Consider the following 16222-nt stretch of genomic DNA (forward strand, 5'->3'; position numbering starts at 1 on the left):
CTATGCCTACCTGTTTTTGATAGCCTGAGCTGCTGCTCTAGCTGCTCGTACTTTCGGATGTCTGCTGGCAGCGCGAGCACCGGCTCGCACCGCTGCGCCCCCAGCTCTGTTGGCAGCATCAGCAGCACCGCCAACCTCCTTGCCGAAGCCTATACCAGATGCTGCACCTATACCGCCCATCATCCCAGCAGCGGTACCCAAAGTTAACGCGCTGTTTATCTGCATACCAGCCCAGGCCATAAATGCTAGAAAAAGCATTGGCATCGCAATCAACGTTCCCCACAGTACAAAGTCCGACATCCAGTATGCCGCGCCATGATCTGTCCAAGGCATCATCCGTGTTGCAACAGCACCCACGCCTTGGTTCATGTACAGCCCTGCCAGCAGTTTAGAATCCAACCAGCGCGACAGTTCCCAGAAAAACGTCAGGAAGTGAATGGTGAACATCCCGAATGACAGCTGAAACAATGCTCCAAACGAATACCCACTCAGCACTAGGACAATAGGTATAGAAATCACCAGCACCATGTAGGCTATTGCCTGAAACATCGGTAATGCTGATCGCATGGCCTGCACTTGTGCTTCAGCCTTATCTCGTTCATTGCCAAGCGCGCGGCTCCGCCTCACCCAACATCAACTCATCAGCAAACACTGCTTCAATCGAAACATTGTGCTGCTGTTGAATACTGGCCTCATTACGCTCCAGCTGCAGAAAAAATCCTTGTTCGGCTAGGCGCCATTGCAAGACCTGCTGCGCAGAGAAAACCGGCTCTTCGCATTTAAGGGTGTAGAAAAAATCTGACCGGCTGTAAAAAATGTCGGGGAACTTGGAAAATGTAAGCTCCCACAGGAGCTGTGCCAAGCGAACGGCTGCGTGTAAACTGCTTTGCTACGCGAAGCATGAATCAACTGATAAAACTGAAATTGTTTTTAATCAATTTCTAACAAAATCACTGTTTTTTGTATTGCAAAGCATCGTCATCACTTGCAAAGATAGTAATAAATTACTTTCTTTTTAGGCTTAGTTATGCAACCAGCAAGCAAATACCTGCCCGCCGATGAGCGCCGTGCCGTTACTGTCGAGGCGGTTATCGAGCTGGCCGCGCAACAAAACCCAAGCGAGATCACCACAGCCGCCATTGCTAAGCACATGAGCGTCACCCAAGGCTCATTGTTTCGGCACTTTGCTAACAAAGATGCCATTTTAGAGTCGGTCATGAGTTGGGTTGCCAAGCGCTTAATGGCGCGTGTTGATAAAGCCATGCAAGGTCAAACAACAGCATTAGCCGCATTACAAGCGACATTTATGACGCACATTCAGTTTATTAGTGAGCATCCCGGCGTGCCGCGTTTGCTGTTTAGCGAGTTACAACGCAAGGAAAATACGGCAGCCAAAAAACTCGTCACCACCTTGCTCAGCCAATACCAACAGCGCCTAGAGCAGACGCTAGAGCTTGGCAAACAAGAGCGTGAATTTTATGCGCAGCTTGATGTTGAGGCGGCGGCATTATTATTTATTGGCAATATTCAGGGCCTGGTTGTGCAAAGCATTTTGCTGGGTAGCAACCGCACTATTAAACAGGCTGCTGCAGACAGCTTTGTGCTGTATCAGCGCGCCATTGAGGCTCGTTAATCATGCCCGCTTTTTTTAAACAAAAAAAACTGCTCGCGGTATTCGTCACCGTCATTGTGCTTACCGCTGCTTTTATCTGGGTATTGCTCAGTTCTGGCCCTCTGGCGAAAGTGAAAATCGTCGTTACTGAGGTACAGGAGCAAAATCTGCAACCCGCTTTGTTCGGTATAGGTACTGTCGCTGCACGCCACACTTACCGTGTCGCCAGTAACACCCTAGGCCGCGCTACTACGCTTAATGCTGATGTTGGTGATCGTGTGGCCGCAGGAGATATTTTAGGTGTTATCGATGTGGTTGATCTTGATGAGAAAATCAATGCGCAAGCGGCTCTGCTACAGCGAAGTCAAGCACAGCTGACTGAAGCGCAAGCCCATCTGGATTACACTCAAAAACAGGCGCAACGCTATAACAAATTGCTGCCTTCGCGCTCTATCAGCGAGGAAATAGCGGCTGCCAAACAGCATGAATGGACGCGTGCACGCAGCCAAGCACACAGCGCTGCCAGCGACTTAGCGCGCGCACAGGCTGAATTATTAGCCCTAGAAGCAGTACGCGAAGATCGCTTACTGCGCGCACCTGTCTCAGGTTTGATTATCGCTCGTCATGTTGACCCGGGCGACACTGTGCTGGCAGGGCAAACCGTCTTTGAGCTAATCGACCCCCAGCAGCTTTGGATTGATGTGCGCTTTGATCAAGCCGGCTCCATGGGTTTGGCAGAGCAGCAGTTTGCACAGATTATTTTACGCTCGCAAGAGTTACATCCTCACTCAGGCTATGTCGCACGCTTAGAGTGGCTGGCCGATACGGTCACTGAAGAGCGGCGCGCTAAGGTGATGTTTCAGCAACAACCCGATCCTTCTCCGAGTATTGGCGAGCTTGCGGAAGTAACGGTGCAACTACCCCAGCTCGCCAAAACTCCAGTGGTTATTAACGCTGCTATTATTCGCCAGGATGGGCAACTGGGCGTGTGGCGCATTGAAAATCAGCAGCTTGTATTTCAGCCCGTCACCTTGGGTCGTAGCGACTTAGCTGGCAATGTGCAGATTCTCTCTGGGCTCAGCGCCGGTCAGCAGGTTGTGCTCTATAGCAGCAAACCTTTGCGCGCAAACAGTCGTATCAAGCCCGTTCAGCAACTGACCGAAACACCATGATTAGCCTTGCCGGACGCGACATTCTGCATGCTTGGGGCAAGTTTGTGTTCACCGGCGTGGGTTTAGGCTTGTTGATTGGTGTCACTCTGACCATGGCTGGTGTCTATCGCGGCATGGTCGATGACGCACAAGTGCTGCTGGATAACAGCTCCGCTGATTTATGGGTCGTACAAAAAGACACCCTTGGCCCCTACGCAGAGCCCTCTAGCTTGCCTGACGATACGTGGCGCGCAGTAGTCAATATTCCCGGTGTCGCCAGCGCCACCAATGTCACCTACTTAACCATGCAGGTTGCCCATGCTGGCAGTGACACCCGCGCCTTGGTTACAGGTATTGCCAACACTGGTCCTGGCTCGGCAGGCTGGCCACTGACGTTATTAGCCGGACGACAAGTTAGCAAAAACCATTATGAGGCCGTGGCTGATATTGCCAGTGGTTTTAAACTGGGTGAGCACATTCAAATCCGCCGTAACACCTATCTTATCGTTGGTTTAACCCGACGCATGGTGTCATCCAGCGGCGATCCCATGATCTTTATTCCCTTGCAGGATGCGCAACAAGCGCAGTTCCTGAAAAGCAATGATGCCATCGTGCAAAATCGCCGCCGCATCAAACAAAATCCAGTGCTTAATAACCCGCGCAACCCTGAGGTGCTGGATGCTGTGCTGGAACTGCAGGAAAGCAACACCCAAGTCAACGCCGTGCTGGTACAGCTCAACGCGCAGGCTGAACCTAAGCAGGTCGTGCAAGACATACGCCGCTGGTTACGCTTGCAAGTCTACGACCGCGAACAAATGGAAGACATTTTAGTCGGCAAGCTGATCGCGACTTCAGCACGACAAATCCTGATGTTTTTAGTGATCTTGGCGCTGGTCAGCGCGGCCATTGTTGCCTTTATCATTTACACCCTGACCATGGGTAAAATTCGTGAAATTGCCGTACTAAAGCTGATTGGCACACAAAACATCACCATCGTATCAATGATTATCCAACAAGCTTTGGCCTTAGGCGTGATCGGTTTTGTAGTCGGCAAAATCTCTGCCACCGTATGGGCACCTTTCTTTCCTAAATACGTGCTGTTAATCACTCAAGATACAGTGACGGGATTAATCGCGGTGCTGTGTATGTGTGTATTGGCGAGTTTTGTCGCGATTTATGCAGCACTGCGTGTCGATCCAGCCGATGCGGTGGGAGGCTAACACTATGCAGCAGTATGGCATTCAAATTTCAGGGTTGAGCAAGACCTTTGGCCGCGGCGACACCGCTGTTCATGCTCTGAAGCAGATCAATATGCAAATAGCGCCAGGTGAAGTGGTCGGTCTGATCGGCCCGTCCGGCTCAGGCAAAAGCACGCTACTCAAGTGCCTTGGTGCAATCATCGAACCCAGTGCTGGGCAAATGCATATTGGCGATCAACTGATTTATGACAATGCGTGGAAAATCTCTGATTTGCGCGCATTACGCCGCGATAAGATTGGTTTTGTCTTCCAATCACCCTACTTAATTCCTTTTTTAACCACGCTGGATAACGTGGCGCTACTGCCCATGTTGGCCGGAAAAAACAACAAGGAAGCGCGCCAGTTAGCATTAGATTTATTGACTGTATTGCAAGTAGAGCATCGCGCTCATGCGCTGCCATCACGCCTATCTGGGGGCGAGCAGCAACGTATTGCGATTGCCCGCGGCCTCATCAACCGCCCGCCGGTAATCTTAGCTGACGAGCCTACCGCGGCGCTGGATAGCGTGCGCGCCCTAACCGTTATTAAGACGCTTAACGAGATAGCGCGTGACTATAAAACCGCGGTGATTGTGGTGACGCACGATGACAAGATCATTCCCACCTTTAAGCGTTTGTACCATATACGCGACGGTGTGACTTATGAGGAGCAAGGTGAAGGAAGGTCTTTTTTAGAAAAAACCTGAGCGCACACTTAAGGATAGAAAAGGTACGCTTAGGGCTGTTCGGCTATAGCAACCTGATTACGACCCTTGTGTTTGGCCACATACAAAGCTTGATCAGCCAAGTTGGCTAACTTCATTGCATCTAAGCCTTCAGCAAATTGTGCGACCCCCGCACTAAACGCACAGCTTAGATCCTGCGGCTGCGCTGGGTAGCTAATTTCAGAAAACCTTTGCCTGATTTCATCCACCACTTTCGCCGCATTTTCTGCATTGGTGTTGGGCAGCACCAGCGCAAACTCTTCGCCGCCATAACGTCCAATATGATCGGTTTTACGTAGGCGTTGCTTCAGATAAAGCGCCAAACTTTTAATCACCTTATCACCCATTGGGTGGCCGTAGGTGTCGTTAACCTTTTTAAAGTGGTCAATATCCAGCATGACAAAACTTAACGGTTGTCCATTTTTTAGCGCGCGAGCGCAGGCATCATCCAGCAATTGCAAAATATGTGTATGGCTGTAGAGCCCAGTTAGACTGTCACGCACCATTCTGGCTTTAAGATTGCGCGCGCGTATGGCTCTGTTTCTTACGGTGGCGATCAAATGATGCGGCATAACGGGCTTGGTTAAAAAATCGTCAGCACCCTGACTCATGGCATTAAGCTGTTTGCCTAAGTCTTCTTCACCCGACAAATAAATGATGGGCATACCCACAAAACGCTCACTCTGACGAATAACCTTAGCCAGCTCAGGGCCAGAGCATTGCGGCATATACATGTCTAGAATGATCAGGTCGGGAGCAAACTCCATCATTTGCGCTAACGCCAACGTAGGGTCATTCACAGAACGGGTAATAATCGCTGCACCATTTAGGGTGCGTTCGGTAAAGGTAGACTGCGCTTTCGAGTCATCGACAACTAGCACGCGATACGGATCAAAATGGCTGGTGCGAGAAAAACTTTCCACCAATTCCAAAAGTTCAGAAATTTCCAGCTCGCCGACAATGAATCCTTCGCCACCGGCACGCACAGCCGCCAAACGCACCAAGGCATCGGCATCATGCTGGCTGTAGAATAAAATTGGAATCGCTACTTCGGGATCGTTCTGAATGCTTTGCGCGAGTGTTAACCCCTGCTCAGGTCCGAAAAAATCAACGTCCAAAATTATAACCGGGGGACGGCGCTCGTTAACTGCTTGCTTAAACGCCTGCGCGTCAGAGAAAGTTTCAGACTGTACACCAAAAAAATTTAACTGTGTCGATAAGTGCTGCGCCTGAGTGAGGCTAGATAAGGCTATGTACAAGGGCCGACGCAAAATTGGCACCACAAACCCTGCAGCGTTTTGATCGTCCTGACGCAGCCCAGTTTGCGTGAGCGCTTGCATCAAGGCTGTCATTTCCTCAATACGCTCAGTCGTCAGGCGGCCACGTTGTTCGTTAATTTTGCCTAAACAGCTAAGCAGATCAGCGGCAATATTGGCGTGGGCTTGCTGTTCAAAGCGTTCTGCGTATTTTTGCAAACGCTCAGCTGCTGCCAACATGGTTTCAGCCTCTTGCTTGGTCCATTCCTGGGTTTGTGCTTTTTGCCACACTTCCAAAATGATACGTGCTTCATTAATAACCCGAACAGCAAAATGCTGCTTAATACGCTCAGCGTTATCGGTTTGCACTTCAGTCATTATAGTGTCCTGCTCCTGCACACTCCTTGCTCACTGGGCTCGTCTCACTGACGCCCTTGGCTTGATTGTGCTTAATTTATCTTGGCAGGAATGCTAGCACGTATTAACGCTGTATTCTGCTCAAACAATCTCATTTCACCCTCACTTAACACATGAGGGTGTTGTGTTATCAAGCACGAAAAATGAGGTTTTTCTCCCAGTCTTCTTCAGCCACATCCAGCTCGCTGAGCATATTATCAAGCTGTGAAATTCCAGCCGCATGCACGGCATTCACATCACCACATACTAAATGATGCCAAGCAGGCAAAGGCTTTTTTTCGTGTAATAAGCGGTAAGCGCAGGTTTTGGGTAGCCATGTCAGCGCGGCAAGATTGTCAGGTGTTAAAGCAATACACTCAGGAACAATGTTCTGACGATTACTGTAGTCGCTACAGCGCGCTGTGCCTAAGTCTAATAATTTGCATGCAATTCGGGTGTAGTAAAGACTACCATCATCCTGATCTTCTAGCTTTTGCAAGCAGCACAGCCCACACCCATCGCAGAGGGAATCCCATTCTTCGGACGTCATTTGCGCCAGTGTTTTATATTGCCAGAAGGGTTTTACTATGGCAGCCATCTAGTTTCCTTGCTTAACAGCGCGGCAAGTAACTTGCACACGCATACGAATAATTTGATTACTGAAGCTGGCTGTCAGATTGACTCTTTCTTGAACAGCCACGCGCGCTTTACGCAGACGTGGCGCTTGTGGGCCACCCTTAAAGCGTACGCTGCATTGCGCCTCTTGTTCACCATAATTATACAGGCTCACGGCTGCTAAGTTATCACCCAAATCCATGGTTTCTATGGATATATGCAGGCCGTTAAGCTGTTCTTTCACTTCAAAAGGAAAAGCCATCACCACTGATGACAGTAAAGCAGCAACCAAAAATAATGTTATTTTACTTAAATAATGCACGCACTTAACTCACTGTAATAATACGATTACGGCCCTGCTCTTTCGCTTCATACATGCGCTGATCAGCCAGTTCTAGCAGATCCTGCACGGAAAACAGGTTATCGTGTTGACGCTCAGCAAGGCCAATGCTGGCGGTAAGTGGATTACCGTCCGGTCGCACACCAAAGCCTTTTTCTTGCAGGCGTTTGAGCATAACTTTGGCATCAGCCAAGCTGGTATCGGGCATCAATAATAAAAACTCTTCTCCACCCCAACGCAATAACACATCTGTAGCGCGTTTACTGTCTGCAATAAATTTCGCAAAGTTACGCAACACCTGATCGCCCGCCTCATGCCCATAGTTGTCGTTGATCTGCTTAAAGTGGTCCAAATCAAAAAACGCCATCGACAACGAGCAACCACGTCTACTGGAGCGACTCCAAAAGAAGCCTAACAGTTCTTCACCACTGCCACGGGTAATGGCGCCCGTTAAGGGATCACGCATAACCTGACGAACCAAAGCGATCATAAAGGCTAACTGACTAAGACTGGCTAACGCTACCACGGCAGAAATTAAAATCAACAACCAAAAACCACCCATAAAAGATGGCCAATTGAGCGTGCTCCAATTCATCACACCCACCAAGCCTTGCGCAAAAATAATAACCGCAGACACCAAGGCATTTTCTTTAAGTGTTAAGGGGAATAAAGCTAGGCCTGCCATCAACACGAAAGGTAAAAATGCATAGCCGGTTGCCAGTGAGGCGGAAATATTATCTAGCGATTGATCAGAGATGAGCAGGTGCGAGGCGATGTAAAACACGGTGGGCACCGTAAACAAGAGCGCCATAGAGCGGTAGGCATCTAACAGCCGCCCCGGCGCTTGATACGCAAAAAACAAACCAAAAAAAGCCACGCTGGCTAACACACGAATGATGGCTAGATAAATCCAGAGCGGTGAATCAAAAACGATAAAATCGATCACGCTCCACAGCGGCGTAAGCACTGCAAATAAGAACGCAAATAGACGCACACGATTAACGATCATTGTCGCGCGACGGCGGTTTAACAACAGAGAGTGGTTACGCGAGCTTAATAGGTACCACAGCTCTCGCAATTCCAGCTCAGGCGGCAGCAACGAGGTTAACCTTTTAGAAAGCTTAGCTAAAAATCTTGGCATTGTATGACTACTTTTAATTTAAATCGTATTCAGAACACAAGAGTGAACAAAAGAAGCACTCAGCATTGAGATTTGTTGAGAACTTCCTTAACTGTAACCGCCTGCAGGAATATTAAGGAAACACTAAATAGTTACCTGTGTTGTCAGCGCGCTGTTCAGCGCTTCCTTAAATGCAAAAAAAATAATATACCCTGCATAGATACAGTTGCACATCATGTCATTGGGTTTGCAGTCTGCGCTTAACCCACTGTTGAATTCTTTATTTAGATCAATTAACTCGCAGTCACTAGCCGTCCTTGGCGACTAAAGTTCTACTCTATTGCACGGTATAAATCTGGTCGAACACACCGCCATCATTAAAATGCGTGCTTTGAATGTCTGCCCAATTACCAAACGTATCCTCTACGTTAATAAAATCTACTGGCGGAAAACGATCGGCATACTCAGCTAAGATTTCTTGGTTACGTGGTCTGAGAAAGTTTTTCGCGGCGATGCGCTGCGCTTCATCGGACCAAAGGTACTCAAGATACGCCTGCGCCAACTCACGTGTGCCTTTGCGATCAACCACTTTATCCACCACAGTAACCGGCGGCTCAGCTTCGGCGCTTACACTGGGGTAAATCACCTCGAAACCACCGCGACCGAATTCACGCGCAATCATCTCGGCTTCGTTTTCAAAGGTAATCAACACATCACCGATTTGGTTTTGTATAAAGGTACTGGTCGCTGCGCGCCCGCCGGTATTCATAATAGGGACTTGCTTAAACAGCTTGGCTACAAAGTCTTTGGCGTCCTGCTCGCTACCGCCCTGCTGCAACACGTAGGCCCAAGCGGACAAGTAGGTATAGCGGCCATTACCCGAGGTTTTAGGGTTGGGCACAATCACCTCAACACCTTCTTTAACCAAATCCGACCAGTCATGGATATTCTTCGGGTTGCCTGCGCGCACAATCAATACCGTGGCTGAAGTAAAAGGCGCGCTATTGTTGGGCAAGCGCTGCGCCCAGTCTTCGGGAATTAGTTTGCCGTGCTGGTAGAGCGCGCTGATGTCAGTGGCCATATTCATGGTAATCACATCGGCCAACAAACCGTCAATCACGGAACGCGCCTGTTTGCTGGACGCTCCGTGGGACATTTGAATTTGCACAGGCTTATTGCCCTGCGCCTGCCAATGTTTTTGGAACGCTGGGTTAAACTCCTTATAAAAATCACGCATTACATCATAAGAAACGTTCAACAACGGGGCAGCACTGAGCGCAGTGCTCAGGCTAATAGCAAGCATAAAAATAGCCAGTGAAATACGTTTCATGACTTGAACTCCAGATAGTAAGTGAAAACAACATAGCCAAGCTGAGTGGCAATCGAGCTTAAGCTGATTGCGTTAAAGTCTAGGCGCTCCGAGATAGACTGTAAAAGAATAAAAAGTGATTTTGATATAACCAACCCACCCACACATCTATGGAGGTACTGACAACGCAGGTAATTATTCAGCGCTTTGTTATGTCGCCAAATAACGCATCGCCTGCTCAATCCCTTCGAGCGTCATGGGATACATCTGATTTTCCAGTTGCTGGCGGATAATCTGGGTGGACTGAGTGTACTGCCAGTGCTGTTTGGGATAGGGGTTAAGCCAGACCAGCTTGTCGAATTTCTCCAAAAACCGCTGCATCCAGACATAGCCGGCTTCTTTATTCCAATGCTCAACACTGCCGCCGATATGGGTTACCTCATAAGGCGCCATGGCTGCATCACCGACAAAAATCACCTTGTAATCTTGCCCGTAGGTATTGAGCACCTCATGGGTGGGCGTGCTTTCTTGATAGCGACGTGCATTGTTTTTCCATAACGATTCATACACATAATTATGAAAATAGTAGTATTCCAGATGCTTAAATTCGGCCTTACAGGCGGAAAACAACTCTTCACAGACTTGAATATGGGCATCCATGGAACCGCCGATATCAAAGAGCACCAGCAACTTAACGGTGTTACGCCGCTCAGGGCGCATTTGAATATTCAGCAGGCCGCCATCGCGCGCGGTTTGTTTGATGGTGCTGGGCAAATCCAACTCATCGGCGGCACCTGTGCGAGCAAACTGGCGTAAACGGCGCAGCGCCATTTTAATGTTACGCGTGCCCAGCTCCACCTGATCATCCAGATCTTTAAACTCGCGTTTATCCCATACTTTAACCGCACGGCCTTGGCGCTCGCCGGCATCGCCCACGCGAATACCTTCCGGATTATAACCCCCTGAGCCAAACGGACTGGTCCCGCCCGTGCCAATCCATTTACTGCCGCCGCTATGACGCTTTTGCTGTTCTTCTAAACGCTGCTTAAAGGTCTCGATGAGCTTATCCAGCCCACCTAAGGATTTGATTTGCTCACGCTCCTCGGCACTTAACGAGCGTAGGAACTCTTGACGTAACCACTCTTCGGGAATCAGCGCTTCAATATGTTCATTGAGGTTTTCCAGCCCCTCAAAATACGCAGCAAACGCGCGGTCGAATTTATCGAAGTGGCGTTCATCCTTGACCAAAATAGCGCGCGCCAAGTAATAAAACTCATCCATATCGGCAAAGACGATATTTTTTTCCAGCGCAGCAATCAAATCCAACAACTCACGCAGCGAGACCGGTACACGCGCCGCGCGTAATTCACTAAACAAATTCAACAGCATAGCGATGCCCTTAGCGGTGACCCTGCCGACCCATAAAGGCCAAGCGCTCAAGCAGCATCACATCCTGCTCGTTTTTCACCAGCGCGCCCAGCAACGGCGCAATGGCTTTATTAGCATCACGCTCACGCAGTGTTTCGGCGCTGATACCATCAGCCATTAACAACTTTAACCAGTCCACCAGCTCGCTAGTCGAGGGCTTTTTCTTTAAACCGGGCGCTTGGCGAATGCCAAAGAACACTTCTAAGGCTTGACTCACCAACGCCTGACAAATCCCCGGGTAGTGCACATCTACGATTTGCTGCAGGGTTTCACGCTCAGGGAAGGCGATATAGTGAAAGAAACAACGGCGCAAAAAAGCATCCGGTAATTCTTTTTCGTTGTTAGAGGTAATGATAATAATCGGGCGGTGCTTCGCCTTGATGGTTTCGTCCGTCTCGTAGACGTAAAACTCCATCTTATCCAGCTCTTGCAGCAGGTCGTTAGGGAACTCGATATCAGCCTTGTCGATTTCATCAATCAGTAGAATCACCCGCTCCTCGGCTTCAAAAGCCTCCCAGAGCTTGCCCTTATTAATGTAGTTACGCACATCATGCACCCGCTCAGAATTAAGTTGCGAGTCGCGCAAACGGCTGACCGCATCGTACTCGTACAGGCCTTGCTGGGCTTTGGTGGTGGATTTAATGTGCCAGGTAATCAGTTTGGCGTTAAAGGCGTGGGCGACCTCTTCGGCAAGCAAAGTCTTGCCCGTGCCCGGTTCCCCTTTTACCAGCAGCGGGCGCTGCAAAGTCACGGCCGCATTGACGGCTATTTTTAAATCTTCAGTAGCAACGTAAGAATCTGTACCAGCAAACTTCATAAAAACACCTTATATGGTTATGCTTTTTTAGTCGCTGCAGGACCATAGTGCTTATAGCTATACTCTGCAGAAAACAGTAGTTTATAGAGAACTATGCGAATAGCAAAAACCGATAATCACCTGTCTTATTACAAACAAGCACCGGCTCAAGGAAGCAAGCGGCTAGACAGTCGACACATTTTAAAGAGGCTTACACCATGGGTAATATTTATTTGGATAACGCACAAAGCATCGGCAACACACCGCTGGTACGCATTAATCGTATGGGACCCAAGGGCGTCACCATTTTGGCAAAAATAGAATCACGCAACCCTGCCGGCTCAGTAAAATGCCGCATTGGCGCTGCGATGGTGCAGGCAGCCGAAGAAAGCGGTGCGCTTAAATCCGGCACCACCATGGTCGAACCTACTTCCGGCAATACGGGTATAGGTTTAGCCTTTGTTGCGGCGGCCAAAGGCTACCGCTTGATTTTAACTATGCCCTCATCGATGAGCCTTGAGCGCCGTAAAATACTTAAAGCCTTAGGCGCAGAAATTGTTCTGACAGAACCCGCCAAGGGCATGAAAGGCGCGATCGAGAAAGCACAGGAAATTGTCGACCAAAACCCGCAAACCCATATTTTACTGCAACAGTTTGAAAACCCAGCCAACCCTGATATCCACGAAAAAACCACCGGCCCTGAAATTTGGCGCGATACCAATGGTCGTATTGATGTGCTGGTCAGCGGTGTGGGTACGGGCGGCACCATTACTGGGGTATCGCGTTATATCAAAAACCAATGCGGCAAACCCATTATCTCCGTTGCGGTAGAACCTACTGGCTCACCCGTCATCAGTCAGGCCAAAGCAGGCGAAGCATTAACACCGGCACCGCATAAAATTCAGGGCTTAGGCGCAGGCTTTATTCCGGGCAACCTAGATTTAAGCTTGGTGGATCAGGTTGAAAAAATCGATGATGAAGAAGCCAAACAGGTTGCACTACGGCTGATGCGCGAAGAAGGTATCCTGTGCGGCATTTCCAGCGGTGCAGCTATGGCAGCCGCCCTACGCCTTGCCGAAAAACCACAAATGCAGGGTAAAACCATTGTCGTCATCATTCCCGACTCAGGCGAGCGTTACTTATCCAGCATGCTGTTTGATGGTTTGTTTACCGAGCAAGAGCTCACCCAGTAAACCTGCAGATATAAGTAATCTAAGGGTGAGACTCTGGCTTACCCCTAGATTGCTACTCTGTTTCCTTAGTTGTGCAAAAGATGTAATGTTGTACTCATTTATGCTAACGACTGAGGATTGAATGTATGACGGTCAAGTGTTCTGCAGTAGCCATCGCACGCCATATCTTGAATGGCTTTGATACCTACCGTGATGAATTTCGCAAGATTACCAACATGGGGCGCTATCACTTTGAGCAGGCCATGTGGCAGGAAATCCAGCACGCCTCAGCGCGCCGCATCCAAATCTATAAAGAACACATTCTCGACACCCGTAAAGACTTAGTTAACATTTATGGTGAGCAGACATTACTGGATATTGACTGCTGGCCAGAAATTAAAAAATCTTACATGGGCCAGATTGATCTGCGCCTTGATGACGAGCTATCAGAAACCTGGTTTAACTCGATTTTCAACAGTTTGTTTAGTCACGACAAAATCTGCAATGCCTGTATGTTTGTGCAAACAACGCGCAAAGAACGCGTCAGCAGCGAAACCCCTATGCAAATTCGCCAATACCGCCCCAATGGTGACCTGCGCGCCATGCTCAAACAGCTCATCGAAGACTACGCGTTTGACATCCCCTATGCCGATACCCAGGCTGATCTAGAGCGCTTGGAATATCAACTAAGGCAATCACTACCCGACTGGGTGTGCAAAGATCCAGATCTTACTTTTGAGCTCTACAGCTCGCGCCTGTATCGCAACAAAGGTGCCTATATCCTCGGACGTATTTTCACTCAAGATGAACAATGGCCGCTGGTATTTCCCTTGCTCAACATCGAAGGCGAAGGCGTGCGCTTTGATGCCGCAATCACCGATGAAGCCGAAGTGTCGATTATCTTCTCTTTTACGCGCTCTTACTTTATGGTACGCGTGGCTTATCCTGCTGAATTTATTAGCTTTTTACAGAAAATACTGCCGCGCAAACAACTGTGGGAACTGTACACCTCAATCGGTTTTTACAAACAAGGCAAAACCGAGTTTTACCGCTCACTAATGGAACATCTAGAAACCACTGAAGATCGCTTTATGATGGCTCCCGGCATTCGTGGCATGGTTATGACGGTGTTTACGCTACCCGGTTTTAATATTGTATTTAAAGCTATTAAGGATCGCTTTTCACCTTCAAAAACTGTTGACCGCGCTACAGTCATTGACCGCTATCGCTTGGTTAAATACGCAGACCGCGTCGGACGCATGGCGGATACGCAGGAATTTTCTGACTTACGCTTTCCAGTGAGTAAATTCGAGCCTGAGTGCTTGCAAGAGTTACTAGAGGTTGCTCCCGCCACCATCGAAGTGCAGGGTGACGAGGTTCTAGTGCGACACTGTTGGACCGAGCGACGCATGACGCCGCTTAATATTTATTTAGATAACGCTACAAGCGAGCAGCAAATTCATGATGCGCTAGAGGATTATGGCTGGGCGATAAAACAACTCGCTGCGGCCAATATTTTCCCCGGCGATATGCTGCTGAAAAACTTTGGCGTGACCCGTCATGGGCGAGTGGTATTTTATGATTATGATGAAATCAGCTATCTAACCGAAGTGAATTTCCGCACCATTCCAGAACCGCGCTATCCAGAAGATGAGATGTCAGCGGAGCCTTGGTATTCAGTCGCACCCAATGATGTATTTCCGGAAGAATTCCCGACCTTCTTGTTCACCGACCGCGAACACCGCAAGATTTTTACCGCAATCCACGGCGATCTATTTAAAGCCAGCTACTGGCAAAGCCTGCAAGACGCTATTCTTGAAGGTAAGGTCATAGACGTGTTTCCCTATAAACGCAAAAAAACACCGTCATACACCTACACAACCTAAAGAGTTATGTAGCATAAAGTTTACTAAAAATCGCGAAAAGTTGCGCTCTAACAAGAGCTGCGCCACTGCGCAAGAACGGCGGTGCTTCAGACCGTTTTACTGTGGGAGCGCATCTTATGCGCGATACGAGTTATAAACCCAACTCAAGCGCCGCCGGCTAGTAACATTCGCGCAAAAGTTGCGCTCCCACAAAGGCTACAAATCCAATCGCGAAAAGTTGCGCTCCAGCAAGAGTGCGTTATTTTTTGCGCACGTACAGCACTAAGCTATGGTCAACTAACTCATAGCCCATTTCAGCAACAATTTCTTTTTGGCGCTTTTCTATTTTTTGATCAAAAAACTCAAACACTTCGCCGGAGTCAAGACAAACAATATGATCATGGTGCTCACCATCATCAAGCTCAAACACCGCGTGACCACCATCAAAATTATGCCGTATCACTAATCCAGCGCTTTCAAATTGCGTTAGCACACGATAAACCGTCGCCAAACCCACATCCTCACCAGCGTCCATTAGGGTTTTATACACATCCTCTGCACTCATATGACGGGGGTCTGCAGCCTCTAAAATCTGCATAATTTTTACACGGGGCAAGGTTACTTTTAATCCAGCCTTACGTAGTTCAACATTTTCAGACATAATTCGAATTCTCACTCATGCTGTTTCTCATCAGTCTATAATACAGGTATGATTTAAGAAACCTCTGGCACGCAAGTTACGCAAACAAACAATTAAGATGAGTTTTTAATCGTTTTGTCAGCAACACGCATCAGGCTTGAGAGCTCAAACATACATTGCCTTAACCAACAAGTGGAAGTCATTTGCCAATGCACAAGAAAGTCTTATTAAGTTTATGCCTTAGCAGCGTGCTAACTGTCGGTTGTTCAGTTCCCGGAGTATACAAACTGGATATTCAGCAGGGCAATATCATTACCCAAGACATGGTTGACCAGCTGCGGCCCGGCATGACAACCCGCCAAGTGCGCTTCATCATGGGTACCCCTTTGATAACAGATACTTTTTCACCACAGCGTTGGGATTACTTATACAGCATCCAGCCCGGCGGGGAGAATCGCCACCAAGAGCGTATTAGTTTGTTTTTTGACGAACAGGATCAGCTCACTGGGTTAACAGGTGACTTCCAACCTGGCATCAGTAAAGACCAAGAAATTCTTGGA

16 protein-coding genes and 1 pseudogene are annotated in these 16222 nt (G+C 48.6%); 7 read left to right on the forward strand and 10 right to left on the reverse strand.

Annotated features, from left to right (window positions below; genetic code table 11):
- Positions 1-6: 6 nt before the first annotated feature.
- Together QEZ41_RS02705 and QEZ41_RS02710 are read right to left on the reverse strand one after the other, a co-directional pair.
- The gene (locus tag QEZ41_RS02705) at positions 7-627 is read right to left on the reverse strand and encodes a conjugal transfer protein TraG N-terminal domain-containing protein (protein ID WP_289409846.1); all 621 of its coding nucleotides are present in this window, start codon (positions 625-627) and stop codon (positions 7-9) included.
- On the reverse strand, positions 599-862 hold the full coding sequence (locus QEZ41_RS02710) for a hypothetical protein (protein WP_289409847.1): 264 nt from the start codon (positions 860-862) through the stop codon (positions 599-601). Before QEZ41_RS02710 ends, QEZ41_RS02705 begins: the two co-directional genes overlap by 29 nt.
- A gap of 165 nt (positions 863-1027) precedes the next feature.
- Between QEZ41_RS02710 and QEZ41_RS02715 the strand changes: the two genes are divergently transcribed.
- Genes QEZ41_RS02715 through QEZ41_RS02730 form a run of 4 tightly spaced genes read left to right on the forward strand, consistent with a single transcriptional unit; the run spans position 1028 to position 4707 of the window.
- Positions 1028-1633, forward strand: coding sequence for a TetR/AcrR family transcriptional regulator (locus tag QEZ41_RS02715; protein WP_289409848.1), 606 nt, complete (start codon positions 1028-1030; stop codon positions 1631-1633).
- A 2-nt stretch (positions 1634-1635) separates the two neighbouring features.
- Positions 1636-2784, forward strand: coding sequence for an efflux RND transporter periplasmic adaptor subunit (locus QEZ41_RS02720; protein WP_289409849.1), 1149 nt, complete (start codon positions 1636-1638; stop codon positions 2782-2784).
- The gene (locus QEZ41_RS02725) at positions 2781-3983 is read left to right on the forward strand and encodes an ABC transporter permease (protein ID WP_289409850.1); all 1203 of its coding nucleotides are present in this window, start codon (positions 2781-2783) and stop codon (positions 3981-3983) included. The genes QEZ41_RS02720 and QEZ41_RS02725 overlap by 4 nt, the downstream gene beginning before the upstream one ends.
- Positions 3984-3987: 4 nt before the next feature.
- Positions 3988-4707 (forward strand): ABC transporter ATP-binding protein, encoded by a 720-nt coding sequence (locus QEZ41_RS02730; protein WP_289409851.1) that lies wholly within the window; start codon positions 3988-3990, stop codon positions 4705-4707.
- A 29-nt stretch (positions 4708-4736) separates the two neighbouring features.
- On the opposite strand, the gene QEZ41_RS02735 is transcribed toward QEZ41_RS02730, so the two are convergent.
- From QEZ41_RS02735 to QEZ41_RS02765, 7 genes are all read right to left on the reverse strand, one after another.
- A complete protein-coding gene (locus tag QEZ41_RS02735) occupies positions 4737-6359 on the reverse strand; it encodes a response regulator (RefSeq protein WP_289409852.1) in 1623 nt (540 codons plus the stop codon).
- A 169-nt stretch (positions 6360-6528) separates the two neighbouring features.
- Positions 6529-6975 carry a YcgN family cysteine cluster protein gene (locus QEZ41_RS02740; RefSeq protein ID WP_289409853.1) on the reverse strand — a complete coding sequence of 149 codons (447 nt, stop codon included), beginning with the start codon at positions 6973-6975 and terminating at the stop codon, positions 6529-6531.
- Positions 6976-7314, reverse strand: coding sequence for a 3-phosphoglycerate kinase (locus tag QEZ41_RS02745; RefSeq protein ID WP_289409854.1), 339 nt, complete (start codon positions 7312-7314; stop codon positions 6976-6978). It lies immediately after the preceding gene.
- A gap of 4 nt (positions 7315-7318) precedes the next feature.
- On the reverse strand, positions 7319-8473 hold the full coding sequence (locus QEZ41_RS02750; protein WP_289409855.1) for a GGDEF domain-containing protein: 1155 nt from the start codon (positions 8471-8473) through the stop codon (positions 7319-7321).
- Positions 8474-8789: 316 nt separating this feature from the next.
- Positions 8790-9782 (reverse strand): sulfate ABC transporter substrate-binding protein, encoded by a 993-nt coding sequence (locus QEZ41_RS02755; protein WP_289409856.1) that lies wholly within the window; start codon positions 9780-9782, stop codon positions 8790-8792.
- Positions 9783-9971: 189 nt separating this feature from the next.
- Positions 9972-11150, reverse strand: coding sequence for a vWA domain-containing protein (locus QEZ41_RS02760; RefSeq protein ID WP_289409857.1), 1179 nt, complete (start codon positions 11148-11150; stop codon positions 9972-9974).
- Positions 11151-11160: 10 nt separating this feature from the next.
- Complete coding sequence (locus tag QEZ41_RS02765; RefSeq protein ID WP_289409858.1) at positions 11161-12006, reverse strand: AAA family ATPase; 846 nt, start codon at positions 12004-12006, stop codon at positions 11161-11163.
- Positions 12007-12203: 197 nt separating this feature from the next.
- On the opposite strand from QEZ41_RS02765, the gene cysK reads away from it, so the two are divergent.
- Positions 12204-13178 carry a cysteine synthase A gene (gene cysK / locus QEZ41_RS02770; RefSeq protein ID WP_289409859.1) on the forward strand — a complete coding sequence of 325 codons (975 nt, stop codon included), beginning with the start codon at positions 12204-12206 and terminating at the stop codon, positions 13176-13178.
- A 125-nt stretch (positions 13179-13303) separates the two neighbouring features.
- Positions 13304-15043, forward strand: coding sequence for a bifunctional isocitrate dehydrogenase kinase/phosphatase (aceK, locus tag QEZ41_RS02775; protein ID WP_289409860.1), 1740 nt, complete (start codon positions 13304-13306; stop codon positions 15041-15043).
- 238 nt (positions 15044-15281) lie between these two features.
- Here aceK and fur read toward each other — a convergent pair whose 3' ends face one another.
- Positions 15282-15683, reverse strand: a complete 402-nt coding sequence (gene fur / locus QEZ41_RS02780; RefSeq protein ID WP_289409861.1) for a ferric iron uptake transcriptional regulator — start codon at positions 15681-15683, stop codon at positions 15282-15284.
- A 188-nt stretch (positions 15684-15871) separates the two neighbouring features.
- On the opposite strand from fur, the pseudogene QEZ41_RS02785 reads away from it, so the two are divergent.
- Positions 15872-16222: pseudogene (locus QEZ41_RS02785) on the forward strand (outer membrane protein assembly factor BamE); the annotation flags it as partial.

The organism is Thiopseudomonas acetoxidans (assembly GCF_030362935.1).
Lineage (GTDB): Bacteria > Pseudomonadota > Gammaproteobacteria > Pseudomonadales > Pseudomonadaceae > Thiopseudomonas > Thiopseudomonas acetoxidans.

Bases quoted from the DNA above. Each gene is read 5' to 3' on its own strand.
- QEZ41_RS02715 (WP_289409848.1), top strand. From the start codon at position 1,028: ATGCAACCAGCAAGCAAATACCTGCCCGCCGATGAGCGCCGTGCCGTT.
- QEZ41_RS02720 (WP_289409849.1), top strand. From the start codon at position 1,636: ATGCCCGCTTTTTTTAAACAAAAAAAACTGCTCGCGGTATTCGTCACC.
- QEZ41_RS02725 (WP_289409850.1), top strand. From the start codon at position 2,781: ATGATTAGCCTTGCCGGACGCGACATTCTGCATGCTTGGGGCAAGTTT.
- QEZ41_RS02730 (WP_289409851.1), top strand. From the start codon at position 3,988: ATGCAGCAGTATGGCATTCAAATTTCAGGGTTGAGCAAGACCTTTGGC.
- QEZ41_RS02735 (WP_289409852.1), bottom strand. From the start codon at position 6,359: ATGACTGAAGTGCAAACCGATAACGCTGAGCGTATTAAGCAGCATTTT.
- QEZ41_RS02740 (WP_289409853.1), bottom strand. From the start codon at position 6,975: ATGGCTGCCATAGTAAAACCCTTCTGGCAATATAAAACACTGGCGCAA.
- QEZ41_RS02750 (WP_289409855.1), bottom strand. From the start codon at position 8,473: ATGCCAAGATTTTTAGCTAAGCTTTCTAAAAGGTTAACCTCGTTGCTG.
- QEZ41_RS02755 (WP_289409856.1), bottom strand. From the start codon at position 9,782: ATGAAACGTATTTCACTGGCTATTTTTATGCTTGCTATTAGCCTGAGC.
- QEZ41_RS02760 (WP_289409857.1), bottom strand. From the start codon at position 11,150: ATGCTGTTGAATTTGTTTAGTGAATTACGCGCGGCGCGTGTACCGGTC.
- QEZ41_RS02765 (WP_289409858.1), bottom strand. From the start codon at position 12,006: ATGAAGTTTGCTGGTACAGATTCTTACGTTGCTACTGAAGATTTAAAA.
- cysK (WP_289409859.1), top strand. From the start codon at position 12,204: ATGGGTAATATTTATTTGGATAACGCACAAAGCATCGGCAACACACCG.
- aceK (WP_289409860.1), top strand. From the start codon at position 13,304: ATGACGGTCAAGTGTTCTGCAGTAGCCATCGCACGCCATATCTTGAAT.
- fur (WP_289409861.1), bottom strand. From the start codon at position 15,683: ATGTCTGAAAATGTTGAACTACGTAAGGCTGGATTAAAAGTAACCTTG.